Below are 22,397 nucleotides of genomic sequence, written 5' to 3' on the forward strand. Positions count from 1 at the left end.
GCATTTATTCGTATGATTCGGATCGGCCGGGAACGCCGTTCGCCGGTCTGGCCCCGGCGAATTCCGACTGGAATATGACAGACCCCGGGCACTCTACGACTCGAAGCGGCCACCGGGCAGGTGCGCCCCCAGAGTTCCCCTCGATGGCCGAATGTGCAGCTCCGGGCCCCGTCACAGTCTCGGACGGCCGTACCCGTGTCGCATGTCGCCCGAGTAATTCCGCATGACTACGATTCGGGTGCAAGGTCCGAGCAAATATGCGCCGGCGTCGCCACTTTCATCGGTGAGGCGTCATTTTTCGGCACCTCGGATTTCCGCTGCCGCGTACGCGAAAAGGAGTGGGATGTCCCCGACCGGCGCCCGCCCCGACCGACCGCGAGCGGCGGCCCGCCCCGCCGCCGCGCCCACGCCCGCGCCCGCCCCCGCCCCCGCGCCACGCCTGCAGGGCCGCCGGCCGGCCTGGGCCCGCACCTGCCTGATCCTGCTGGCCCTCGGCCAAGGCCTGCCGGGGGCCTGGGCACTGCTGTGGCCGCGCGGCTTCTACGACACTTACCCCCTTCCCGGCCACCCCTGGGTGGCCGGGTTCCCGCCCTACAACGAGCACCTCGTCCACGACACCGGCGCCGCCGGGGTCGCCCTCGCCGTGCTCGCCGCCTGGGCCGCGCGCCGCCCGCACCCCCTGCTCGTACGGGCCGCCGCCGTGCCCGCGCTCACCTTCGGCGTCGCCCATCTCGTCTTCCACAGCGCCCACTTGGGGCATCCGGCCGGCCTGGAGGAAGGCGCTCAGGTGCTGTCCCTCGTGGCGCCCGTGGTGTGCGCGGCGGCCGCGCTCCTAGCCGCGCACGGAACGCCCCGGACCGCCGCGGGCGCCCCGCCCGAGCACCCGCAAGCACACCCTCCCGTCAAGGAAGAAACCCAAGAATGACCACCGCCCCCACCGACCCACCCCCCGCGCACCCGGTGCCGTTCTTCAGCCAGGCCGCCTCGTTCGAGGAGAGCTGGCCGGAGATCCGCACCCGGGTCGGCGAGGTCCTCGACGACGGCAAGTTCTCCCACGGGCGGCAGGTCGGCCGCCTGGAGACGGCCCTGGCCGAGTGGACCGGCGCCCGCCACTGCGTGGCCGTCAACAGCGGCACCGACGCCCTGGTGCTGCTGCTGCGCGCGGCCGGACTCAAGGCGGGCGACGAGGTCGTCGTCCCGGCGTTCAGCTTCATCGCCACCGCCTCCTCCGTCGTACTCGCCGGCGGCCGGCCCGTGTTCGCCGACATCGACCCGGAGACGTACGCACTCGACCCGAGGGCCGCCGCGGACGCCGTCACCCCGCGCACCACGATGCTGATGCCGGTGCACCTGTTCTGCCAGATGGCCGACATGGACGCGCTCGCGCGGGTCGCGGAGCGGTACCGGCTCACCCTCGTCGAGGACAGCGCCGAGGCGATCGGGATGCGCTGGAACGGCGTCCACGCGGGCCTGCTCGGCGCGGGCGGAGTCCTGTCGTTCTTCCCCACCAAGACCCTCGGCGCCATCGGCGACGCCGGCGCGATCCTCACCGACGACCCGCACATCGCCGAGACCGCCGCCGCCCTGCGCCACCACGGCCGCACCGGCCGCACCCTCGCCCACTTCCCCGGCATCAGCAACGCCACCGAACTGACCGGCGTCAACAGCAAGATGGACGACCTCCAGGCCGCCGTCCTGCTCGCGAAACTGCCCCGGCTCGCCGCCGCCGTCCGCCGCAGGCAGGAGCTCGCCGACGCCTACACCGAACGCCTCCGCGACCTCCCCGGTCTGCTCCGCCTGCCGGCCCTCGCCCGCCGCGACGCCGACACCGACCCGGTGTTCTACGTGTACCTCGTCGAGGCCGAGCGGCGGGACGGGCTCGCCGCCCACCTCGCCGACCACGGCATCGGCACCGAGACGTACTACCCGACGCCGCTCCACCTCCAGCCCTGCTTCGCCGAACTCGGCTACAAGCAGGGGCAGTTCCCGTACGCCGAGGCCGCCTGCGAGCACACCCTCGCGCTGCCGCTGCACTCCGACCTGACGCTCGCCGACGTCGACGCCGTCTGCGCCGCGATCCGCCGCTACTGCACCGGGAGGGCCGCGGCATGACCCAGGGCACCATTCCGTTCTTCGCCCCCGACCTGTTCGAGGACGACCGCGACGTGCTGCTCGACCTGGTGCGGCGGACCGGCACCGCCCCCGGGCAGAAGTTCATCCTCGGCGAGCGCACCGCCGCCTTCGAGGACGCCCTGCGGGACATGCTCGGCGCCGCCCACGCCGTGGCCTGCTCCAGCGGCACCTCCGCCCTCACCCTCGTCCTCACCGCGATGGGCGTGGGCCCCGGCGACGAGGTGATCGTCCCCGCCTACGGCTGCGCCCCGCTCGGCAACACCGTCGCGAACCTCGGCGCCACCCCCGTCTTCGCCGACATCGACCCGCTGACCATGGTCGCCGACCCGGAGCGCGCCGAGGAGGCCGTGACCTCCCGTACGAAGGCGCTGATGCCGGCGCACATGTTCTCCGTGATGGCCGACATGCCGGCGATGCGGCGGATCGCCGGGCGGCACGGGCTGCGGCTCGTGGAGGACTCGGCCGTCGCGCAGGGCGGCGTGCTCGACGGCAGGCCGGCCGGGACCTGGGGCGAGGCGGGCGTCTTCTCCTTCGTGCAGGTCAAGACGTTCGGCACCGCCGGGGAGGGCGGCGCCGTCGTCACCGACGACCCCGAACTCGCCCGTGTCGTACGGGCGTTGCGCAACCACGGGCAGGAGGGGCAGCGGTTCGTGCACCAGCGGATCGGCCACAACAGCCGCTTCGACGAACTCCTCGCCGCCTTCCAGCTCCACCGGCTGGCCGGACTGCCCGCCCGCCTCGAACGCCGCGCGCGGATCGCCGACCACTACACCGAGCGCTTCACCCCGCTCACCGACCGCGGCATCACCCCGCCGCCCCCGGGACGCAACGGCCGCTGCCCCTACGTGTACGCGCTCCTCGCCGACGAACGCGACGCCCTCCAGGCCCACTTGGCGGCCCACGGCGTCGACAGCCACGTCTACTACCCGCAGCCCCTGCCCCACCAGCCGGCCTTCGCCCGCTTCGCGCCCGAGGGGCACACCTGGCCCCACGCCCTCGCCGCGAGCCGCCGCCAACTCGCCATCCCGGTGCACCCGCGCCTCACCGACGCGGAGGCCGAGCACATCGCCGACACGGTGTGCGCGTTCGCCGCGCTGCGGCCGACCGCCTGACCGCCCCGATTGCCTCACTGCCTGACCGCAAGGGACCACCCCGTGCTCCGTACCCTGCTCATCGGGCTCGGGCGCGCCGGGACAGGGCTCCACCTGCCCGTACTGCACCGCGCCCGCACCACCCGTCCCGAACTCTTCGCCGACCGGCCCGTCGTGGGCGTCGACCCCGCACACCTGGCGACCGCTTCCGGGCTGCACGTCGTCGACTCCCTGCGCGCCGCCCGCCGGACCCTCGACCCGGACCGCACCGTCGTCCACCTGTGCACCCCGCCCGCCGTACGCGGAACCCTCCTCGGGGAGGCCGCACGGCTCGGCTTCTGGCGGTTCGTCGTCGAGAAGCCCCTCGCCACCGACCGCGCCGCCCTGCGCCGGGTCCTCGACGTGGTGGACGAGCACGGCCTGCACGTCCGCGTCGTGTCGCCGTGGCTGCACAGCGCCCTCACCGGCCGCATCGCCGAACTCGCGGGCGACCCGGCGGGCATCCGCGCCGTCACCGTCACCCAGCACAAGTCCCGCTTCCGGCGCACCCTCACCAACTCCGGCCACACCGACGCCTTCCAGGTGGAGATCCCGCACGCCCTCGGCGTCCTGCTACGGCTCCTCGGCGACGCCGACGTACACACCGCGACCTGCACGGACCTGCGGTACGGCGGGGACGTCGTCCCGTACATGGGCGGCGCCCGCCTCACCCTGAGCCACGCCACCGGACTGCACAGCCGCATCGACTGCGACCTCACCTCGCCCGTACGCAGGCGCCGCATCACCGTGGCCACGGCAGCCGGCACCCGCCTCGTCGGCCACTACCCCGTCACCCAGGACGACGACATCGCGCAGCTAGACGTAGACCAACACGGCCGCACCACAAGGGAGTTGATCACCGACGACGCGCTGCTGCGCTGCCTCACCCACGCCTACCGCGCCTTCGCCGAGGACCGCCCGTACGCCGACGAGCTGCGCCTGCACACCCGCACCGCCGAACTCCTGGACGACGCCCGGCACCTCGCCCTCGCCACCCCGACCCGCACCCGCACCCGCCACCAGGAGGCCGCCCACCATGCCGGCTGACCCCCGCCCGGCCCCCGCCGCCGCCTTCGCCCCGCCCCCCGGCATCCGCTACGCCGGGATCGGCGACGAGGCCGCGCCCGCACTCGCCGACCAGCTCGCCGCCGTACACCAACTCGGCTGGAACGCCGTCGAGCTGCGCACCGTCGACGGCCGCGCCCTCGCCGACCTCGACGACCACACCTTCGGCGCCCTCACCGAACAGCTCGCCGTGACCGGCACGGACGTCGTCTGCGTCGACTCGCGCATCGCCGACTGGAGCCGCCCCGTCACCGGCCCCTTCACCCTCGACACCGACGAGCTGCGCACCCTCGCCCGCCGCTGCCCCGCCCTCGGCACCCGGTACGTGCGCGTCATGTCCTACCCCGACGGCGGTCTCACCGAGCCCGAGTGGGGGCACAGGGTCAAGGAGCGTATGACGGCCCTGGCCCGGCAGGCCGAGGACGCCGGGCTCGTCCTCCTGCACGAGAACTGCGCCGGCTGGGCCGGCACCCGCGCCGACCGGATGCTCGACCTCCTCGCCCACGTCGACAGCCCCGCCCTGCGGCTCCTCTTCGACACCGGCAACGGCGTCCCGTACGGCTACCGGTCCGCGGAACTCCTCGCCGACATCCTCGACCACGTCGACCACGTCCACATCAAGGACGCCCTGCCCACCGCCCCCGGCCAGGCCGCCTACACGCTGCCCGGACAGGGCGCCGCCCAACTCAGCGACTGCCTCGGCCTGTTGCTGCGGCACACATGGCGCGGCACCTGGTCCATCGAGCCGCACACCCGGCTGCGCCCGCACGACGGCACCGACAGCCGCGCCGACGACGGCCCCGCCGCGTTCGTCGCGTACGGGAGGGCGCTGGAGCGGTTCGTCGCCGAGCAGGTCCCGGGGGCGGCGACGGCCGCGGTGCCCGCGCACGGTGGCGTCCATGGCTGAGCGGACCCTGGCGGCCACGGCCCTCCCGTACCCCCCGCCCCCGCAGGCCCGCCTCACCCCCGCCGACCGGGACCTGCTCCTCCGCCTCCTCGCCACCCCCACCGTCGGCCCCCTGGAGGCCGGCGGCGACACCGAGCCCGTACGGCTGTGGGATGCGGGACGCCAACTCGCCGCCGCGGCACGGCAGTTCGGCATGACAGTCGTACGCCATGCCGCAGCCCCGGACGACGTGCTCGCGCGCGAGGGCGTGCCCGTGTCCGTGCGGGAGTGCGCCGCCGTGACGCCCGGGTTCCTCGACTGCCAGCCCAGCCTCCTGCTGCGCCTCGGGCCGGGCGGGCTGCCCCGCCGCGACACCGTCATGTTCAACGTCCACCTCGACACCGTGGGCGGCTGGTGGCCCCCCTCCTTCGACGGCACGCGCTTCAGCGGGCGCGGCGCCATCGACGCCAAGGGCCCGGCGGTCGCGCTGCTCGCCGGGATTCGCGCCGCCTGCGCCGCCGAGCCCGCGCTCGGGTCCCGTATCGGCGTGCTCGTCCAGGCCGTGGCGGGCGAAGAGGGCGGCGCGATGGGCACGTTCGGCACCCGGCCCCTGGTGGAACAGGGCCATACGGGGCGCCTCAACGTCTTCTGCGAGCCCACCGGCCACCGCTGGCTGCCGCGCGCCACGGCCGCGATGACCGCCTGCGTCCAGGTCCACGGCGACGACGCGATCGACGACCGCCCCGAGGCCGGGCACAACGCCACCGTCCTCCTCGGCCACCTCGCCCACCACCTCGCCACGGCCCTGCCCGCACGGGCGCGCGGGGCGCAGGTGTGCGTGGCCGGGCTGCACACCGGTCACCAGCACAACAAGGTGTACGGAAGCGGCCGCCTCCTCCTCAACATCGCCTACCCGGACCCGAGTTGCGGCCGGGCGGCCGAGGCGGCACTGCACGAGAGCGTGGCGGAAGGGATCGCCGCCTTCCGGGCCGGGGCCCGGCGCCGGCCCGCACTCGCCAGGACGGCCGAAGACGCCGCCGCGATCACCTCCGTACGGTGGCTGAAGCGCGGCCTGCCCGCCCTCAACGGCCCTATGGAGGACGGCAGTTGGGCCGAATCCCTGCTCGAAGCGGACTGCGGCCTGACCCGCTGGCCCGCGCACGAACCGGCGTTCACCTGCGACGCCCTCTGGATGAGCGGCGTACCCGGCACCTACACCGCCGTATTCGGCCCCGGCAGCCTGGACGCCAACCGGGCCCACGCCGACGGCGAGTACGCGGACCTGGCCGAACTCGACCGGTACGCCACCGAAGTGGCCCGCATCCTCGTCGCGTTCGCCCGCCGCGCCGACCCCGTGGACGCAGCACCGGAACCGACCACCTCGTGAAGGCCCACCCGTGAAAGGCCCCACCCCCGTGACGACGACCACCATTCCGACCACTACGGCCCCAACTCCCGCACCCGAAACCGAAGTTCGCGTCCCCCACGACGGCCTCCGCGACTTCGTCACCGGCGTCCTGCGCGCCCGCGGACTGCCCGAAGGACGGGCCCGTACGGCCGCCGAAGCCCTCTGCCACGGCGACCTCACCGGGTTCACCACCCACGGCGTCACCAACCTCACCCGCCTCTACCTCCCCCTCCTCGACAGCGGCCGCTGCGACCCGGCCGCCGAACCCGTCCGGCTCACCGACACCGGCCCCGCCGTCCTCGTAGACGCCCGGCGCGCCCTCGGCCTGTGGTCGGCGGTCGAGGCGATGGACCTGGCCGTCGAGCGGGCCCGTACGTACGGCATCGGCATGGTGTCGGTGCGCGGCGGGACGCACTTCGGCTGCGCCGGGCACCACGCCCTGCGCGCCGTCGACCACGGCATGATCGGCCTCGCCACCGCCAACTGCGGACGCCAGCGCCTTGCCCCACCGCCCGGCAGCGCGGCCCGCATGCTGGGCACCAACCCTCTCGCCCTGGCGGCCCCCGCCGGCCAACACCCGCCGTTCACCCTCGACATGAGCACCACCGTCGTCCCCACCGGCCGCATCCGCGCCGCCGCACGCTCCGGCGAGGCCGTCCCCGAGGGCTGGCTGGAGGACGCCGACCGTAACCCCGTCACCGACCCGAGCGCCTACGACCGCGGCGAGGCCCACCTGCGCTGGCTCGGCGGCACACCCGAGAACGGCGCGTACAAGGGGTACGGCCTCGGGCTCCTCGTCGAAGTCCTCTCCGCACTGCTCCCCGGCGCGGGCATCGGCCCCCACCACGACACCCGGGACCATCCCGACGACGACGTCGGCCACCTCCTCCTCGCCATCGCCCCCGGCCGACTGCGGCCCGAGACCGGGTTCCTCGGCGCGGCCACCGGCCTCTTCGGCGCCCTCCTCGACTGCCCGCCGCTCCACGACACCGACGAACCCGTGGCCTACCCGGGCTGGTGGGAGCAGCACCGCACCCGCGACCGCACCGCCCACGGCGTCCCGCTCGCCGCCGGGCTGCACCGCGAACTCCGGGCTGTGGCCGGGGAGTTGGGCCTGGCATTCCCGGAGGCCGTACGCGACGACAAGGCCGTACGCGACGACAAGGCCGTACGCGACGACGCGGCCGTACGCGACGACGCGGCCGTACGCGACGACAAGGCCGTACGCGAAGGAGTCACCACGTGACCGGCACCCACACCCCCCGCCGGGCGCCGCTGCGCATCGGCATGATCGGCCTCGGCGTGATCTCCCGGTTCCATCTCGCCGCCCTCGAACAGTCCCCGCACGCCGTCCTCACCGCCGTCTGCGACCACGACCCCGACACGTACGCCCACCTGCCCCCGCACATCGCGCGCTACGGCGACCACCGCCGGCTCCTGCGCGACGCCGCACTGGACGCGGTCGTCGTCAACGTCCCCAACGACGCCCACACCGCCGTCTGCCACGACGCCCTCGCCGCAGGCCGCGCTGTGTGCGTGGAGAAGCCCCTGGCCACCACCGTGCAGGGCGCCCGGCGCCTGACCGAGTTCGCGCGGCGGCAGGGCGTGCCGCTGTTCACGTCCTTCCACCGCCGCTACAACGCTCCCGTACGCGCTCTCCTCGGCCGCCTCCCGCACGACACCCCGATCACCTCGCTGACCGTGCGTTACCAGGAGACGATCGAGGAGCACGCCGGGCGCGACCGCTGGTACCTGGACCCGGCCCGCTGCGGCGGCGGCTGCCTCGCCGACAACGGCCCCAACGCCCTCGACCTCGTACGCCTCTTCCTCGGGGACGACCTGCGCGTGGACGAAGCCGTCCTGCGGCGCGACGCACACGGCGTGGACCGCACCGCCGACCTCCGCCTCACCGCGCATGGCACCCCCGCACATGTGGCGCTCGACTGGTCCTACCCGGGCGAGCGCAAGACCGTGGAGGTCCAACTCGCCGACGGGCGCACGGACACCGCCGACATGTTGGCCGGCCACACCGAGTTCAAGGGTTCCTTGTGGCACGAGTACGTGGGTGTCCTCGACGACTTCGTCCGTACGGTTTCGCCCACCGCCACCCGCACGCGTACCGCTACCGCTACCGCTACCGCTACCGCACCCGGCCCGGACGGGCTGGCCGTCGCGGAACTCGTCGCCGCGTGCTACGCCAGGGCCGACCACGACAGCCCGCACCCGCAGGAGGCCCCCGCGTGAACCCGGCGGAGGACGGCGCCAAACGGGCCGTACACGGTGCTCTCGTCAAGGTCCTCATCCACCGCCTCGACACGCGCGGCATGACCCTGGAGCCGCACGCCAGCCGTTGCGTGCGGCGCGGGGAGGTCCATGAACTGCTCACCACCGACCACACCGACCCGGCGCCCGGGGCCCGCGTGGACCGGGTCGGCTTCCTCGGGTTCGTGGAGCTGGCCTGCGCGGGCGTCCTCGACCGCGGCGACCAGGTGTTCGCCGCGGGCCGGCCGGTCGGGACCGTGCTCGGCTTCGACGCCTGCCACTTCCCCAACCACTACAACATCATCGTCTCCGCACCCCGCCCGGTCACCGGCCTCGACCTGGCCCTCGTACCGGAGACGGAGATCCGCTTCGAGCAGGGCACCACCCCGTGAGACGGCGCACCGGCTGACGCTCAGAGGCGGGTGACCTTCTTTCCCGAGACCCGCCCACGCGTGTCGAAGAACAGCCGGGAGGCGGTGACGAGCCGGTCGAGCGCGTACCCGCTGTGCGCCTGAAGCAGCACCGTCACGTCGGCCTCGGCCGCGGCCCGTTCGGCGTCCGGCACGCAGGACAGGACACGCTCGCCGATCCGCCAGGACGGCACATACGGGTCGTGGTACGCGACCTCGGCCCCGGCGGCGGCGAGCCGTTCCGCGACCACCCGGCACGGCGACTCCCGCTCGTCGGACACGTCGGCCTTGTACGTGGCGCCCAGCAGGAGGACTCGGGCGCCGCGCAGGCTGCGGCCCCCGTCGTTGAGCAGCTCCGCGACCCGGCCGACCACATGGCGCGGCATGCCGTTGTTGATCTCCTGCGCCAACTCCGCGAAACGGAACGGGTATCCGAGGCCGCGCACCCGGTGGGAGAGGTAGCCGGGGTCGACGGGGATGCAGTGCCCGCCCACGCCCGGGCCCGGGTGGAACGGCGTGAAACCGAACGGCTTCGTCGCCGCGGCGTCGATCGCCTCCCACAGGTCCACGCCCAACTCGTGGCAGAACACGGCCATCTCGTTGACCAGCGCGATGTTCACCTGCCGGTACGTGTTCTCCAGGAGCTTCGACATCTCCGCCACCTCCGGCGAACTCACCGGCACCACCTCGCCGACCAGGTCCGCGTAGAACGCCGAGGCCGCATGCGTACAGCCCTCGGTGACACCGCCGACGACCTTCGGTGTGTTGACGAGGGTGAACGACGCGTTGCCCGGGTCGATGCGCTCCGGCGAGAACGCCAGATGGAAGTCGATGCCGACCCGCCGCGCCCCGCCGTCCTCCAGTAACGGCAACAGCACCTCGACGGTGGTGCCCGGGTACGTCGTCGACTCCAGGACAACCAGAGCACCGGGCCGCAACCACTGGGCCACGGCCTCTCCCGCCGCGCACACCGCCGTCAGATCGGGCACGGACTGCCGCAGCGGAGTCGGTACGCAGATCACGACCACGTCGGCCCGCGCGATGCAGGCGCTGTCGGTGGTCGCGGTGAAACCCCGGCCCAGCGCCTCCCGTACGTCCTCGTCGCCGACGTCGTCGACATGGCTGAGCCCCAGCGACAGTGCGCGCACCCGCTCCGCGTCGCTGTCCAGGCCGTGCACCCGCCACCCGGCCCCGGCGGCCGCCACGGCAAGCGGCAACCCGACGTACCCGAGGCCCACGACGACGAGCGAACGGCGTTCCATGCGAGTCTCCACTCTCCCTCTCCCCGTCCGAGCGGTGCTGCCGTCGGACCCGACGCTGGCGCGGTGACCATGGTGCACTCCAGTACGGATAAATCTGCATATGCCGGGCCGGGTCGGGCCAGGGCAAAACCGGGGCGAAGGGACCCGCGCGTGCGCTGGCCCACACGACTGATCTTCCGCCCGGTCCGCGACGCCGCGTTCCGCCGACGGGAACGGTGAGGTCATGAGCGAGACAGACAAGGCACTCCTCGAAGGCGGCCCGCAGGACCTGCCCGACCGCATCGTCGAGATCACCACGCCCGGCGAGGACCTGAAGATCGAGTTCCGCAACGGCTACGAGCACTTCCGCCCGAGCCGCCGCGAGGCGGACACCGCGCAGGGGCGGCTCCCCGTGTACGAGTGGTGGGAACGGACGGAGATGGCCTCGTAGGCGTCGTACGCCTTGTAAATCAGCGGCGTGAGCCAGTGGCGCAAATCAGCGGCGTGAGTCAGTGGCGCAAATCAGCGGCGTGAATCAGCGTCATGAATCAGTGTCCGCGGCGGCGGTCATCCGTCCCGGGCGTCGCGCCGCGCCTGCGACCGCCGCGCGACGTCCTCCGCGCTCACCTCACCTTCGTACGCACGCACTGCACCGCTGCCCAACGCCACCGTGGCCCGTGGGCGCATGGGCCCGTCGCCCCGCCGGGACAGCAGGACCAGTTCGTCGACCTCGGTCGTCATCGCGTCGAGCCGGGCCGTGCACTCGGCGACGACCGGGCGCGGGTCGCGGGCCCGGCCAAGGGACAGGTGCGGTGTGAAGCCCCGGTGCCGGCCACGGCACCGGGGAAAGCGCTCGGCCAGCGCGTCGTACAGCCCCTGCCACGGCTCCCGCCCCGCGGCGGCCGGATCGAGCCACACCGTCGCGTACGCCCGGTGCCGGAACGTCCGCACCCCGGAGAGCCGCGCCGTGAACTCCCGCGTCCCCGCCGCCGCTTCGGCGACCAGCGGGAGCGCCTGCGCGAAGTCGGCCTCCGGTACGAACCCGAACAGCACGTTGACGTGCGGCGGCCAGCGCCGGATCTGCGGGTCGTGCTCCTGCCGGATCCCCTGGATCGCGGGCCACATCCCGGACGGCGGAACCCACGCGACGGCACTGCGCGCCGTCGGCGCCACGTCGAACACCCCGGTATCCATGCCCCCCATGGTCCCGCGAGGCGGGCCGCGTACGGCGGAACGGTCGTCCGAGGAGTACCCGCGCTTCGCGCGCCTGCCGCGCCGCGGCCGCGGCAGCTGAACGGTCCGTTCGCAAGAGCTGCACGCGCAATTCACCGGATCGACCGCGTGTCAACTCGCGTGCGCGGTGCGTCACCGATGTACTCCGGATGGCGCACTCTCGACCAGAAACGCTGGAGGAAGAACACCACATGCCGCTGAAGAGCTACGGCGTGCTCGCCGCCCGTGCCGTCGACCGACGCCGCGAGGGCGCCGACGACGACACTCCCCACTTCCAGATCCACCTCGTCGACGAGGCGGGCACGCACTACCGCGCGGCCGTCAACGTCAAGTCGCAGGAGTCCCCGTCGGAACTGCTGTACCGCGTCGACGAGAACTTCCGCCACGCCCTGCTCGACAAGCTGCCCGCCGCGGGCAGCGGCTGGACGGACCTGCCCACGGACGCGGGCGGCGCCGCACTCGACTACGTACGCGGTGACATGCTCGACCGCGCCGGCATGAAGAAGCTCCCGGCGGACGCGCCCGGCCCCGACAACGACCTGGCCGACGTCCTCGAAGAGCACGTCCAGCGGGCCGTCGCGGACGACAACGCCGCCGTGTACGTCTTCGGCGAGCGCTGGGGCCCCGAGGACGGCACGCCGGACAAGATCTTCGGCTTCGAGCCCGGCAACGGCGTCCACGACGTCCACATGAACCAGGGCAACAGCGAGCGCTTCCAGGGCCAGGACGGGGTCTGGCAGGACGGCGCCCTGCTGATCCACCTGCCCGCGGACGACCAGTGGATCGCCCTGTTCCTCGCCTTCCAGTCCCAGTCCTGGAACACCGACGACTCCACCGGCCACGCCGAGGACGCGGGCGACCGGCCGGGCGAGCCCGACCAGCCCACCGAGCCCGACCGGCCCACCGAGCCGTCCGAGCCCACCGACCCGGACCTGCCCGGCGGCCCGGGTGACGGCAACGCCCCCGCCGTACGCATCCACTCGGCCCTGATCAACCCTCAGGGCCCGGCGCCCGAGCGCGAGACCGTCACGCTGCTCAACACCTCGCGGTCCGCGGTCGACCTCGGCGGCTGGCACCTCGCCGACCGGGGCGAGCGCCGCGTACCGCTGCCCGCCCAGCGCCTCGAACCCGGCGCCACCTTCACCGTCGCCGCCGCCGACGGCCTCCGGCTCGGCAACCGCGGCGGCACCATCACCCTCCTCGACGACGCCGGAGCGACGGTCCACACCGTGACCTACTCCGAGGGCCAGGCCCGCCAGGAGGGAAGCCCGGTCGTCTTCGACGCGTAGCCCGACCGACAGTTCATCGGGGCCCGGCGGGAACTCCCTGCCGGGCCTCGACGCGTGCCGGGGCCGCACCAAGCGTCGGCCGGGCGGTCAATCCGGGTGATCGCGTCGGGTGGGTGTCTGGGGGGCCGTTGGGGGCGGGTAGTCGACCCCCATGCGCGAGAGGTCTTCCGGTGGCGACGGCTCAGGCTCCGAGGGTGATGCGGCCGGTCTGTCGGTGTGGCGGCGGCTGGAGCGGGCGGCGGTCCGGTCGGCCGCGGGGCGTGGGTGGCGGCGGGCCGGGGACCTGGAGTTGATGCACCGGTCGATGGGTCTTGCCGCGCTCGGGTTCCTCACGTTGGTGCCGTTGCTGGTGGTGGTGGCGGCGGTCGATCCGGTGCAGGGGCAGGGGTTCGCCGAGTGGCTGGGGCGGGGGCTGGGTGTGTCGGTGAGTTCGCAGCAGGAGGTGGAGGAGCTGTTCGCCGAGCCGCGGGAGGCGCTGGAGACGACTACGGCGTACGGGCTCGCGGCGCTCGCCGTGTTCGGTCTGACTTTCGGCGCTGCGCTGCAGACCGGCTACGAGAAGGTGTGGGAGTTGCCCGCGGCCCGCTGGCACACCATGTGGCGGCACGCGGTGTGGCTCGCCGCTCTGATCGGCTATCTGTTCGCCGCCGCGCAGATCACGCAGGACCGGGTGGTCGAGGGGGCGGCGGTGGTGACGTCGCTGTGGCATTTCGCCACCGCGGTGCTGAGTGCGGTGCTGTTCTTCTGGTGGTCGCAGCGGCTGCTCCTCGGCGGCCGGGTCGGCTGGCGGGCCCTGCTGCCCGGCGCGGTGGTGACGGCGGCCGGCCTCGTCGGCCTGCGGGTCTTCTCGCAGCTGGTGTTCTCGCCGCTGATCGCGTCCAACGCGGTCACGTACGGGCCGTACGGCACCGTGCTCGTGGTCCAGTCCTGGCTGGTGGGTGTCTCGGTGGTGGTCTTCGGCGGGGCGGTCGCCGGCCGGCTGCTGCACGAGGAGTACCCGCATCTCGCGCACCTGCCCCGCCGTCGCCGTCGCCGTCGCCGTCGGGGCTGAATGCGGCATCCGAACGCGCTCGACGCGAAGTTGAAGCCAACGCCGTCCGGCGCGTGATCACCCCACTGGGTGACTGCACAACAGCCGGATACCCCGTCAAGATCAACGCCATGAAGACTTCTGTGCTCCGCCGCGCCTGCGTGGCGGCCCTGGCCCTGGCGGCGACGATGACCCCTGCGGTAGCCGCCCCGCAGGACGGCAACGCCGCACCGTCCGACCGTATCGGCGCACCGTCCGACCGCAACGGCGCACCGTCCGACCGTATCGGCGCGCAGGCACGCCTGCTCGGGGAGAAGACCGTCCCCCACAAACTCCGCTTCCGGAACACCACAGTCGGCGGACTGTCCGGCATCGACCGGGACCCCTGCACAGGCGAGTACGTCATGATCAGCGACGACCGCTCACAGCTGCAGCCGGCCCGCTTCTACACCGCCAGGATCGGCGTGGACGGCGACGGGGTGCACTCCGTCGAGTTCACCGGCACGCACCCCTTCCGCCAGCCCGACGGCAGCGTCTACCCGCCCGCGAGCGCCGGAGACGGCAAGGTCGTGGACCCCGAAGAGCTGCGGGTGGACCCGCGCGGCTGCCAGTACGTGTGGGCGCAGGAGGGCGACCGCCCGAAGGCGTCGAGCGACCCGGTGATCCAGCCGACGATCCAGTTCGCCGGCCGCACCGGCGAGTACCGCGGCCGCCATCTCATGCCGCCCAACTACCGCATCACCACCGGAGACTGGGGCATGCGGCGCAACCAAGGCGTGGAAGCGATCACCTTCGGCGCCTGGGGCGGGCTGCTCACCAGCGCCGTCGAAGGCCCCCTGATCCAGGACGGCCCCGTACCGGACCTGGAACACGGCGCCCTGATCCGCGTCACCCAGCAGAACCGGCACGGCCAGGTGCGGGGACAGTTCGCCTACCCCCTGGAGAAGATCTTCGCCCCGTCCGACCCGGCCAGCCCATGGGGCCCCGACACCGGAGTCCCCGCCATCCTCGCCTTCCCGAACGACCCCGACCGCTACCTCGTACTCGAACGCACCTGGGTGGCCGGCGCCGGCTACAAGATCCGCCTCTACGACGCCACCACCCGCGGCGCCACCGACGTACGGAACATGGACTCCCTGCAGGGACAGCACGTCGCCCCGATGCGCAAGCAACTGGTCACGGACTTCGACGACTTGGGCCTGTCCACGGTCGACAACACCGAGGGCATGACCTGGGGCCCGACGCTGCCGGGCGGTGAGCGGACGCTGCTTCTGGTCAGCGATGACAATTTCGTCGAGGACGCGGTGACCCAGATCGTCGCGCTCGGCGTGCGCTGACGGTCAGTGAGAACCGTGGGCCGGGGCCGTTCACGCACCTGGACGGCCCCGACCGCTGTGGTGGCTCAACCGCTCAGACCGCCGCTGGTGCGGCCTCCACGGCCAGGAACTCCACCACCGCCTTCTCGGCCCGGCGGTCGAACTCCCCGTAGTACGCCTCGCGTTCGGCCCCCGCGACGGCCTCGCCGACGAGTAGATTGCCGTCCGCGTCGATGCTCTGCGGGCGCTCCTCGGCGTCGGGCAGCAGGGCGACGGTGGACTGGGAGAAGCCGCAGTAGTACGCGATGCCTTCGCTGAGGTTGGTCTCCAGCAGGGCCCGCATGCCCTCCGTCATCGGGTCCTCGGAGGTCGCCCCCGCCAGGCCCAGCCACAGGATGCGCTTGCCGGCCAGGCGCGGCTTGCTGCGGCCGTACGCGAAGCCGTAGTTCCACACCCGGTCGATCCACCCCTTCAACAGCGCGGGCACGCTCTGCCAGTACACCGGGAACACGGCTACGACGACATCGGCGTCGAGCAATCGCCGCATATGGGCCCGGACTTCGTCGGAGTACGGCTTCTCCCGGTCGCCCCACTCGGGCTGGTCCGCGACGTTCATCCGCGGATCGAACCCCTCGGCGTGCAGATCGAGCAGATCGACGCGGAATCCGGCGTCCTCAAGCCGGGAGACCGTACGACGGGCGGTGTGCGCGGTCAGCGAATCCGCGCGGTGGTGCGCCATGACGACGAGCGCGGTACGGGCGGCCGGGCTGCTGGGCTGAGGCATGGTCTCTCGTCTCTCCGGAGCTGTCGGGATCAGGGGGATCACCTGATCAACTCCAGTACAGCCGCGCCGAGTTGGATGATCCATGGGAGAAACCCTCCACCGCATAGGAGATCGTCTACGCTGGTGCCCGTGGACCCCTTGAGCTCCCTCCTCAACGGCATCCGGGCCGAAGGCTCGATCGTCACCCATGCCGTACTCGAAGCGCCCTGGACCATCCGCTTCGCCGACCGCGCCCCGCTCACCATGCTCAGCGTCCTGCGCGGCCGCGGCACCCTGCTCCTGCCCGACGGCGCCACCCGGGACGTCGGCCCCGGCGACACCGCGATCGTGCGCGGCCCCGACCCCTTCCACCTCGCCGACCGGCCGGACTCCCGCCACCACCCCCACGAGCGGTACGAGATCGCCTGCTTCACGGAACCGACGCCGCAGCCCTGCGACGCCGCGGAGAGCCTGTCCGGCATCCACTGGAACGAGAACTGCTACGACTGCGATGAGGCCACCTCGCTCATCGTGGGCGCCTACCGCGCCTCTGGCCGCCGCCACGAACGACTGCTGCGCGCTCTGCCGCCCGTACTCGTCGTCAGCGAGGAAACCGAGGTCTGCGCCTGGCTGGAGCAGGCTGCCGCCGACGCCGCCCGGCGCACCGCCGGCTCCCAGGCGCTGATGGACCGCCTCCTCGACTGGGGCCTCGTCTGCACCTTGCGCACCTGGTTCGAGCGGGCCGGCCACGAAGCCCCCAGCTGGTACCGGGGCCTGGCCGACCCGGTCCTCGCCCCCGCGCTCCGCGCCTTCCACCTCCACCCCGCCCGCACCTGGACAGTGGGGGCGCTGGCCGCCGAATCGGGCGTCTCCCGGGCCCTGTTCGCCAAACGCTTCACGGAGACGATGGGCAGCCCGCCCCTGACGTACCTCACCGAATGCCGCATGGACGAGGCCGAGTCCCTGCTCTCGGACACGGACCTCGCCCTCGCCGAGATCGCCAGAACCATCGGCTACGCGGACGCCTTCGGCTTCAGCACCGCCTTCAAACGACACCGAGGCCTGAGCCCCACGGCCTACCGCACGAAGCCCGCGGCCTGACGCCGGACCGAGCCATGCGCCGGTGCGGTTCTCCCCCGGAGGGCGGAGGGGGTTCGTACCTCGGGAGGATCCGACTCCGGGCCGGGCTCGGCAGGCTGGAGGTATGAGCCAGTCGGTAAGGAAGCAGAGTGGGCGGCGGGGTCGGAGCGTGCGGCAGGTCAGTGCCGTCGTCGCCTGCCTGGGGGCGCTCGCGTACACCGTGTCCAAGGTGGACCTCGCCCGGCGGGAGGAGGTCGGCATGCCCGGTTTCCCCGCGCCGCCCCGGGGCCGCCGCCCGGGTCGGGGACGTCGCCGCGGCGCAGTTGGGGAATGCGGGGCTCGGGTTGGTCATGGCGCTGCTGGCGTTGGCCCTGTTGTGGCCCGCCGCGAACCCGGTGCTCCGGTGGGCGGTGACCCGCGCCTCGTGGCTCGGAATCGCCGTGGTGGGAGCGGGAGTTGTGGGGTTCGGCGCACGGGCGGCGGGCGTCGCTCCGGCCCTGGGGGCGCCGCCTCCGGACCTCGTACCGGCGGTCGCGGCGCTGCTTGTGGGCGCCGTATGGGCGGGCGCGCTGGCCGTCGCCACGGTCGGCGCCGCGCGCGCCGGCGCTACCACATGACCTGGTGGAATTCCATCGTCCCGAAGGTCGTGAAGTCCATCGTGTAGCTCCACAACGCGTACCTCTGTTCATCGGTACGGCGATAGGTCTTGCCGTAGCCGTTGTCGAGGATCTCGTTCCAGCGGTCGCCCTGTCCGTAGTGCGCGAACAGCCGGTCGTTCCGCGCCGACGCGTCCTCTTCGGACTCCGCGGGGGTCTGGTAGATCACCTCATGCAGGCGACCCTGCCAGACGGTGAGAAGCATGCGGCCGCCGTCGACCGCGCACCCGTGCACGACCGCGTCGCGCGCCTTCTCGTGCGGATGCGAGAACTCGACATCCCCGGGGGCCTCCACTTCGTCCACCGGACACAGCAACTCCAGCAACGGCAGGTCACGCAGAAAGCCACTCATGACGCGCCACCCTAGCCTCGCTGGTCGGCTTCGCTAGTAAGGGTTGTCCCGTAACGGCTGGTCACGGGTGAGATGATCTTGGTGTGGCTGGTGTGATCACGGCGTCGGAGCCGTCCTGGATAGGTCCGTTCACGGGGCTGAGCCCGCGCTGCTTCGGCAAGTTGGTGACCGCCGTGCGGCGTGAGCATGCGGCCGACGTGCACCGCGGACGGCCCTGGAGCCTGCCGCTGGAGGACCGCGTCCTGCTGGTCGCGGCCTACTGGCGCACGAACTTGACGATGCGCCAGCTGGCCCCGCTGTTCGGGATCTCGAAGTCGGCCGCCGACCGGATCATCGACCATCTCGGGCCCATGCTCGCGCTCCAGCCGCGTAAGCGGTTTCGTAAGAACACCGTCCTCATCGTGGACGGCACCCTGGTGCCCACACGCGACCACACGGTGGCCGAGCAGTCGAAGAACTACCGCTATTCCACGGCGCATCAGGTGGTCATCGACGCCGACAGCCGCCTGGTCGTCGTGGTCGGCCGGCCCGTACCAGGCAACCGGCACGACTCCAAAGGGTGGGAGGAATCCGGCGCCAAGGCCGCCGTCGGCAACACCATGACCATCGCCGACGGCGGCTACCAGGGCACCGGACTCGTCATCCCGCACCGGCGCCGCAAGGGCGAAGACCTCCCGGACTGGAAGGAGAAACACAACCGCTCCCACAAACAAATCCGGGCCCGCGTCGAGCACACCTTCGCCCGCATGAAGGGCTGGTGTTTCTTGAGGTCGTTGGGCACTGCGATGTCCGACTGCCCAAGGAGTTCTGTGTGACGTCGCACCTGCGCAACCAGCTGATGGAGGGGCGGGCTGTCCTGCCCCGCGTCGGCTCGGTCGTTCAGCTGGAGACCCAGCACCCGGCATACGCCGTACTCGACCCCGCTGGAAGCCCGGTCGAGTCGGTGACGTCCTACCTGCGGGATCTCGCTCTGAACGACAACAGCCCGGAAACCAGCCGCAGTTATGCCAATGACCTGCTGCGGTGGTTCCGGTTCCTGTGGCTCTTGAACGTGACCTGGGACAAGGCGACGGAAGGAGAGGTGGCAGTGATAGTGGGATGGCTTCGTACGGCACCGAATCCGCAGCGCCGCCGCACCCGGCCGAACGCGCCGCAGCCCGGCTCGGTCAACCCGCGCACCGGCAAGCGGTACCTCAAGGCCGGCTATGCCCCGGCGACGATCAACCACGCGCTGACCGTGGTGGCCAGCTTCCACGACTTCCACCGCGACCTGGGCAAAGGGCCGTTGATGAATCCGGTGCCGGTTTCGGAGGCACGGCGTCGGGCTCTGGCTCACCGCAGTCCGGCGGAGGCTATGCCGGCTTTCCGCCGCTCCCGTCTGCGTCAGCGTGTCCCGGCCACCGAGCCCCGGGCCATCCCGGACGCGATGTGGGGCGAGTTCTTCGCGGCCATGAACCACGACCGGGACCGCGCCGCGTGCTGCTCTACGTCTCCAGCGGGGCCCGCGCCTCCGAGCTGCTCGGAGTCACCCCGGCCGACGTCGACTGGCCGGCTCAGATCGTCTACGTCGTCTCCAAGGGCACGAAGCTGCGCGAGCCGATCCCGGCGAGCCCGCAGGCCCTGGTGGTGCTGGCCGCCTACCTCGACGCGATGGGCATGCCTGCCCCGCACGAGCCGGTCTTCCGCACCCGCCGAGGCCCGGACAAGCCGCTCACCTACTGGGCGATGCGGCGCGTCATCCAGCGCGCCAACGACCGGCTTGGCACCAACTGGAGTCTTCACGACCTGCGGCACACGGCGGCCGAGAGGATGGCGAACGACCCGAACCTGACCCTGGTCGAGGTCAGGGCCATCTTGCGGCACGCGGACCTGGCCACTACCGGCCGTTACCTGCACGCCCGCGTCGAGGACCTCTTCGACGCCCTTCAGGCCCACTACCAGCGCCCCCGCCTCCAGCCCGCCATCGCTCCCGGCTACGACCCGGACGACTTCAGGGCGGTGTTCGGTGGCTGAACTGAAGACCTTCACCGCCCGCAACCGCCGCGTCGACTACAGCGGCGCCGAGCCGTTCTTCCCCGCTCCCGTCACGCGGTTCGCCGGCGCGGAGCTGAAGGCGGCACCGGCGCCGCTGCCCAGCACACCGCCGGGCCCCTACGGGGACCTGTCCCGGGCCCCGGCCTCCGAGATCCTGCGCATCGTCGAACGGGTCACCAAGGGCCAGCCGAACCCGGGGCGCCGGCGGATCGCCGTCCGGCGGGTCTTCTCCGTCCTGGAGGAGATGCCGGGCGACACCTGGCAGGAAAGGTGGCAGGCCAGCGGCTTCGACGACGAAGGCGCCGAGTCGGTACGCGTCCTGGCGCGCGAGGGCGACCGCGTTGACAGCGCGGATCTGATCGCCGGGATCAAGCTGGCGTTCTGCCTGCGGGTCGTCCGGCCGTCGATCTCCGGCTTCCGTGCGAACAGGTTCCGGGACTACCCGCAGAGATTCCGCGAACTCCAGCCCGATCCGCTGCTGGAGAAGTTCTTCGCCGCGGTCGACGCCTTCGACGTCCACCACATGCACCGTGACCGGGCGAAGTTCGACCTGACCGCTGCGCTGACCACGGGTGGCATCGCGCTGGAGGACCTGACGCCGTCTGCGCTGCTGCACTTCGGCATGGAGTGCAAGCGGCTCGGGGTGACCCATGGCAGCAAGGCGGGGGCGACCCGTTTCGCGGGCCTGGGCACCTGGCAGGTGCTGCACCAGATGGGCCACTTCCCGCCCGGCACCCCGCGACCCTGCGGGCCTACGTCTATCGCGGCCAGCTCACCGTCACCCAGCTCGTCGACCGCTACCCGTATCCAGCACCAGGGCGTCCGCCAGCTGCTGATCGACTACCTGACCCGGCGCCGGGCCGGAACCGACTACACCACCATCACGGCCCTGGCCCGCCAGCTCGCGAACACGTTCTGGGCCAAGATCGAGACGATCAACCCGGGCCAGCAGGACCTGGCGCTGAGCCCCGAGGTCTATGACCAGTGGCGCGAGGCCATCAAGCGGTGGGACCGCGACGAGCGCCGCACCCGCGCGGACGACTCCGGCATCCTCCTGGCCGTCCGCGCCCTCTATCTCGACCTGCACAGCTGGGCCATCGACGAGCCCGAACAGTGGGCGCAGTGGGTCGTGCCCTGCCCCATCCGGCCGAAGGAACTCAAGGGGTTCGCCAGGCGCAAGCGGGAGATCCACCAGCGGATGTCCGACCGCATCCGGGTCCGCCAGCCGCTGCTGCCCACCCTGGTCGCACACGTCGAAGGCCGCTACGAGCACTTAACGGGCCTGCTCAAGAAGGCCCGCGCGGTCGAGCTCGGAGAGACCTTCGAGCACGACGGGCACTCCTACCGGCGCACGGACAGCGATCGCGATCGCACCTGGGCCAAGAGCCAGGACGAGCCACTCGTCCGCGTCACCAACGAGGACGGGCAGGTCCTCAACGTCACGCTCACCGAGGACACCGCGTTCTGGGAATGGGCCGGCCTGGAGATCCTGCGGCACAGCGGCATCCGCGTCGAAGAGCTCTGCGAGCTCACCCACCTGAGCATCCGCCAGTATCGGCGCCCGAACAACGAGGTCATCGCTCTACTCGTCATCGCCCCGTCCAAGAGCGAGCGCGAGCGCGTCATCCCGATGTCCGCAGACCTGTTCCACGCGGTCGCCCAGATCATCCGTCGCCTCACCCCCGACGGCCGGCCGGTCCGCCTGCTCAACCGCTACGACCCGCACGAGAAGACCTGGTCAGAGCCCATGCCGTTCCTCATGCAACGGCAGAACGGCACGCAACGATCAGTGATCTCCCCGACCACCTTCATCCACATGTTCGCCCGCAGCTGCGAGGAACTCGCCGAGACCCACCGGGCCTTCGCCGACATGACCTTCACGCCGCACGACTTCCGACGGCTCTTCGCCACCGAGATCGTCAACGGCGGCCTGCCCATCCACATCGGCGCCGCCCTGCTCGGCCACCTGAACCTCCAGACCCTCCAGGGCTACGTCGCGGTCTTCGCCGAGGACATCGTCGCCAACTACCAGCGGTTCCTGAACCACCGCCGATCGCTCCGACCAGAGATCGAATACCCCGAGGTCACGCCCGAGGAGTGGGCCGACTT

At 72.2% G+C, this 22,397-nt stretch carries 21 protein-coding genes and 1 pseudogene; 18 read left to right on the forward strand and 4 right to left on the reverse strand.

Annotation, left to right across the window (positions count from 1 at the left end):
- The first annotated feature begins 343 nt into the window (after positions 1-343).
- From QIS99_RS27415 to QIS99_RS27455, 9 genes are read left to right on the forward strand one after another with little or no spacing between them, the layout of a single operon-like run.
- The gene (locus QIS99_RS27415; protein WP_282516366.1) at positions 344-925 is read left to right on the forward strand and encodes a hypothetical protein; all 582 of its coding nucleotides are present in this window, start codon (positions 344-346) and stop codon (positions 923-925) included.
- Positions 922-2,112 carry a DegT/DnrJ/EryC1/StrS family aminotransferase gene (locus tag QIS99_RS27420; RefSeq protein ID WP_282516367.1) on the forward strand — a complete coding sequence of 397 codons (1,191 nt, stop codon included), beginning with the start codon at positions 922-924 and terminating at the stop codon, positions 2,110-2,112. The genes QIS99_RS27415 and QIS99_RS27420 overlap by 4 nt, the downstream gene beginning before the upstream one ends.
- Positions 2,109-3,245 carry a DegT/DnrJ/EryC1/StrS family aminotransferase gene (locus QIS99_RS27425; protein WP_282516368.1) on the forward strand — a complete coding sequence of 379 codons (1,137 nt, stop codon included), beginning with the start codon at positions 2,109-2,111 and terminating at the stop codon, positions 3,243-3,245. Before QIS99_RS27420 ends, QIS99_RS27425 begins: the two co-directional genes overlap by 4 nt.
- Before the next feature lie 42 nt (positions 3,246-3,287).
- Positions 3,288-4,310 (forward strand): Gfo/Idh/MocA family oxidoreductase, encoded by a 1,023-nt coding sequence (locus QIS99_RS27430; RefSeq protein WP_282516369.1) that lies wholly within the window; start codon positions 3,288-3,290, stop codon positions 4,308-4,310.
- On the forward strand, positions 4,300-5,235 hold the full coding sequence (locus QIS99_RS27435; RefSeq protein WP_282516370.1) for a sugar phosphate isomerase/epimerase family protein: 936 nt from the start codon (positions 4,300-4,302) through the stop codon (positions 5,233-5,235). Before QIS99_RS27430 ends, QIS99_RS27435 begins: the two co-directional genes overlap by 11 nt.
- Positions 5,228-6,601: a M20/M25/M40 family metallo-hydrolase gene (locus QIS99_RS27440; protein ID WP_282516371.1), complete on the forward strand. Its 1,374-nt coding sequence runs from the start codon at positions 5,228-5,230 to the stop codon at positions 6,599-6,601. Before QIS99_RS27435 ends, QIS99_RS27440 begins: the two co-directional genes overlap by 8 nt.
- 28 nt (positions 6,602-6,629) lie before the next feature.
- On the forward strand, positions 6,630-7,868 hold the full coding sequence (locus QIS99_RS27445; RefSeq protein ID WP_282516372.1) for an Ldh family oxidoreductase: 1,239 nt from the start codon (positions 6,630-6,632) through the stop codon (positions 7,866-7,868).
- Positions 7,865-8,866, forward strand: a complete 1,002-nt coding sequence (locus tag QIS99_RS27450; RefSeq protein ID WP_282516373.1) for a Gfo/Idh/MocA family protein — start codon at positions 7,865-7,867, stop codon at positions 8,864-8,866. The genes QIS99_RS27445 and QIS99_RS27450 overlap by 4 nt, the downstream gene beginning before the upstream one ends.
- Positions 8,863-9,276 (forward strand): DUF6917 domain-containing protein, encoded by a 414-nt coding sequence (locus tag QIS99_RS27455; RefSeq protein WP_282516374.1) that lies wholly within the window; start codon positions 8,863-8,865, stop codon positions 9,274-9,276. The genes QIS99_RS27450 and QIS99_RS27455 overlap by 4 nt, the downstream gene beginning before the upstream one ends.
- Before the next feature lie 20 nt (positions 9,277-9,296).
- On the opposite strand, the gene QIS99_RS27460 is transcribed toward QIS99_RS27455, so the two are convergent.
- Positions 9,297-10,556, reverse strand: a complete 1,260-nt coding sequence (locus QIS99_RS27460; protein WP_282516375.1) for a nucleotide sugar dehydrogenase — start codon at positions 10,554-10,556, stop codon at positions 9,297-9,299.
- A gap of 223 nt (positions 10,557-10,779) precedes the next feature.
- Between QIS99_RS27460 and QIS99_RS27465 the strand changes: the two genes are divergently transcribed.
- Complete coding sequence (locus QIS99_RS27465; RefSeq protein WP_282516376.1) at positions 10,780-10,986, forward strand: DUF5988 family protein; 207 nt, start codon at positions 10,780-10,782, stop codon at positions 10,984-10,986.
- Between the two features lie 116 nt (positions 10,987-11,102).
- Here QIS99_RS27465 and QIS99_RS27470 read toward each other — a convergent pair whose 3' ends face one another.
- A complete protein-coding gene (locus tag QIS99_RS27470; RefSeq protein ID WP_282516377.1) occupies positions 11,103-11,729 on the reverse strand; it encodes a 2'-5' RNA ligase family protein in 627 nt (208 codons plus the stop codon).
- 230 nt (positions 11,730-11,959) lie between these two features.
- On the opposite strand from QIS99_RS27470, the gene QIS99_RS27475 reads away from it, so the two are divergent.
- The 3 genes from QIS99_RS27475 (at position 11,960) to QIS99_RS27485 (ending at position 15,424) form a co-directional block, all read left to right on the forward strand.
- Positions 11,960-13,057, forward strand: a complete 1,098-nt coding sequence (locus tag QIS99_RS27475) for a DUF2278 family protein (RefSeq protein WP_282516378.1) — start codon at positions 11,960-11,962, stop codon at positions 13,055-13,057.
- A 151-nt stretch (positions 13,058-13,208) separates the two neighbouring features.
- Positions 13,209-14,108 (forward strand): YhjD/YihY/BrkB family envelope integrity protein, encoded by a 900-nt coding sequence (locus QIS99_RS27480; RefSeq protein WP_408909649.1) that lies wholly within the window; start codon positions 13,209-13,211, stop codon positions 14,106-14,108.
- Between the two features lie 110 nt (positions 14,109-14,218).
- Positions 14,219-15,424, forward strand: a complete 1,206-nt coding sequence (locus QIS99_RS27485) for an esterase-like activity of phytase family protein (RefSeq protein WP_282516379.1) — start codon at positions 14,219-14,221, stop codon at positions 15,422-15,424.
- Positions 15,425-15,497: 73 nt separating this feature from the next.
- On the opposite strand, the gene QIS99_RS27490 is transcribed toward QIS99_RS27485, so the two are convergent.
- Positions 15,498-16,187 carry an NAD(P)H oxidoreductase gene (locus QIS99_RS27490; RefSeq protein WP_282516380.1) on the reverse strand — a complete coding sequence of 230 codons (690 nt, stop codon included), beginning with the start codon at positions 16,185-16,187 and terminating at the stop codon, positions 15,498-15,500.
- 129 nt (positions 16,188-16,316) lie between these two features.
- On the opposite strand from QIS99_RS27490, the gene QIS99_RS27495 reads away from it, so the two are divergent.
- The gene (locus QIS99_RS27495; protein ID WP_282516381.1) at positions 16,317-17,267 is read left to right on the forward strand and encodes an AraC family transcriptional regulator; all 951 of its coding nucleotides are present in this window, start codon (positions 16,317-16,319) and stop codon (positions 17,265-17,267) included.
- 437 nt (positions 17,268-17,704) lie between these two features.
- On the forward strand, positions 17,705-17,863 hold the full coding sequence (locus tag QIS99_RS27500) for a hypothetical protein (RefSeq protein ID WP_282516382.1): 159 nt from the start codon (positions 17,705-17,707) through the stop codon (positions 17,861-17,863).
- On the opposite strand, the gene QIS99_RS27505 is transcribed toward QIS99_RS27500, so the two are convergent.
- Positions 17,853-18,254 (reverse strand): hypothetical protein, encoded by a 402-nt coding sequence (locus QIS99_RS27505; RefSeq protein WP_282516383.1) that lies wholly within the window; start codon positions 18,252-18,254, stop codon positions 17,853-17,855. The two genes, QIS99_RS27500 and QIS99_RS27505, sit on opposite strands and share 11 nt — an antisense overlap.
- A gap of 83 nt (positions 18,255-18,337) precedes the next feature.
- Here QIS99_RS27505 and QIS99_RS27510 point away from each other — a divergent pair.
- From QIS99_RS27510 to QIS99_RS27520, 3 genes and pseudogenes are all read left to right on the forward strand, one after another.
- Positions 18,338-19,024: pseudogene (locus QIS99_RS27510) on the forward strand (transposase); the annotation flags it as partial.
- A 706-nt stretch (positions 19,025-19,730) separates the two neighbouring features.
- Entirely contained in the window at positions 19,731-20,267 is a 537-nt protein-coding gene (locus QIS99_RS27515) for a tyrosine-type recombinase/integrase (RefSeq protein WP_282516384.1), read from the forward strand.
- A partial coding sequence (locus QIS99_RS27520; protein ID WP_282516385.1) for a tyrosine-type recombinase/integrase occupies positions 20,260-22,397 on the forward strand: 2,138 nt, incomplete at its 3' end. The genes QIS99_RS27515 and QIS99_RS27520, both read left to right, overlap by 8 nt.

Source organism: Streptomyces solicavernae, assembly GCF_029968095.1.
Taxonomy (GTDB): domain Bacteria; phylum Actinomycetota; class Actinomycetes; order Streptomycetales; family Streptomycetaceae; genus Streptomyces; species Streptomyces solicavernae.

Bases quoted from the DNA above. Each gene is read 5' to 3' on its own strand.
- QIS99_RS27485 (WP_282516379.1), top strand. From the start codon at position 14,219: ATGAAGACTTCTGTGCTCCGCCGCGCCTGCGTGGCGGCCCTGGCCCTG.
- QIS99_RS27470 (WP_282516377.1), bottom strand. From the start codon at position 11,729: ATGGATACCGGGGTGTTCGACGTGGCGCCGACGGCGCGCAGTGCCGTC.
- QIS99_RS27480 (WP_408909649.1), top strand. From the start codon at position 13,209: ATGCGCGAGAGGTCTTCCGGTGGCGACGGCTCAGGCTCCGAGGGTGAT.
- QIS99_RS27435 (WP_282516370.1), top strand. From the start codon at position 4,300: ATGCCGGCTGACCCCCGCCCGGCCCCCGCCGCCGCCTTCGCCCCGCCC.
- QIS99_RS27465 (WP_282516376.1), top strand. From the start codon at position 10,780: ATGAGCGAGACAGACAAGGCACTCCTCGAAGGCGGCCCGCAGGACCTG.
- QIS99_RS27460 (WP_282516375.1), bottom strand. From the start codon at position 10,556: ATGGAACGCCGTTCGCTCGTCGTCGTGGGCCTCGGGTACGTCGGGTTG.
- QIS99_RS27425 (WP_282516368.1), top strand. From the start codon at position 2,109: ATGACCCAGGGCACCATTCCGTTCTTCGCCCCCGACCTGTTCGAGGAC.
- QIS99_RS27490 (WP_282516380.1), bottom strand. From the start codon at position 16,187: ATGCCTCAGCCCAGCAGCCCGGCCGCCCGTACCGCGCTCGTCGTCATG.
- QIS99_RS27420 (WP_282516367.1), top strand. From the start codon at position 922: ATGACCACCGCCCCCACCGACCCACCCCCCGCGCACCCGGTGCCGTTC.
- QIS99_RS27475 (WP_282516378.1), top strand. From the start codon at position 11,960: ATGCCGCTGAAGAGCTACGGCGTGCTCGCCGCCCGTGCCGTCGACCGA.
- QIS99_RS27415 (WP_282516366.1), top strand. From the start codon at position 344: ATGTCCCCGACCGGCGCCCGCCCCGACCGACCGCGAGCGGCGGCCCGC.
- QIS99_RS27440 (WP_282516371.1), top strand. From the start codon at position 5,228: ATGGCTGAGCGGACCCTGGCGGCCACGGCCCTCCCGTACCCCCCGCCC.
- QIS99_RS27505 (WP_282516383.1), bottom strand. From the start codon at position 18,254: ATGAGTGGCTTTCTGCGTGACCTGCCGTTGCTGGAGTTGCTGTGTCCG.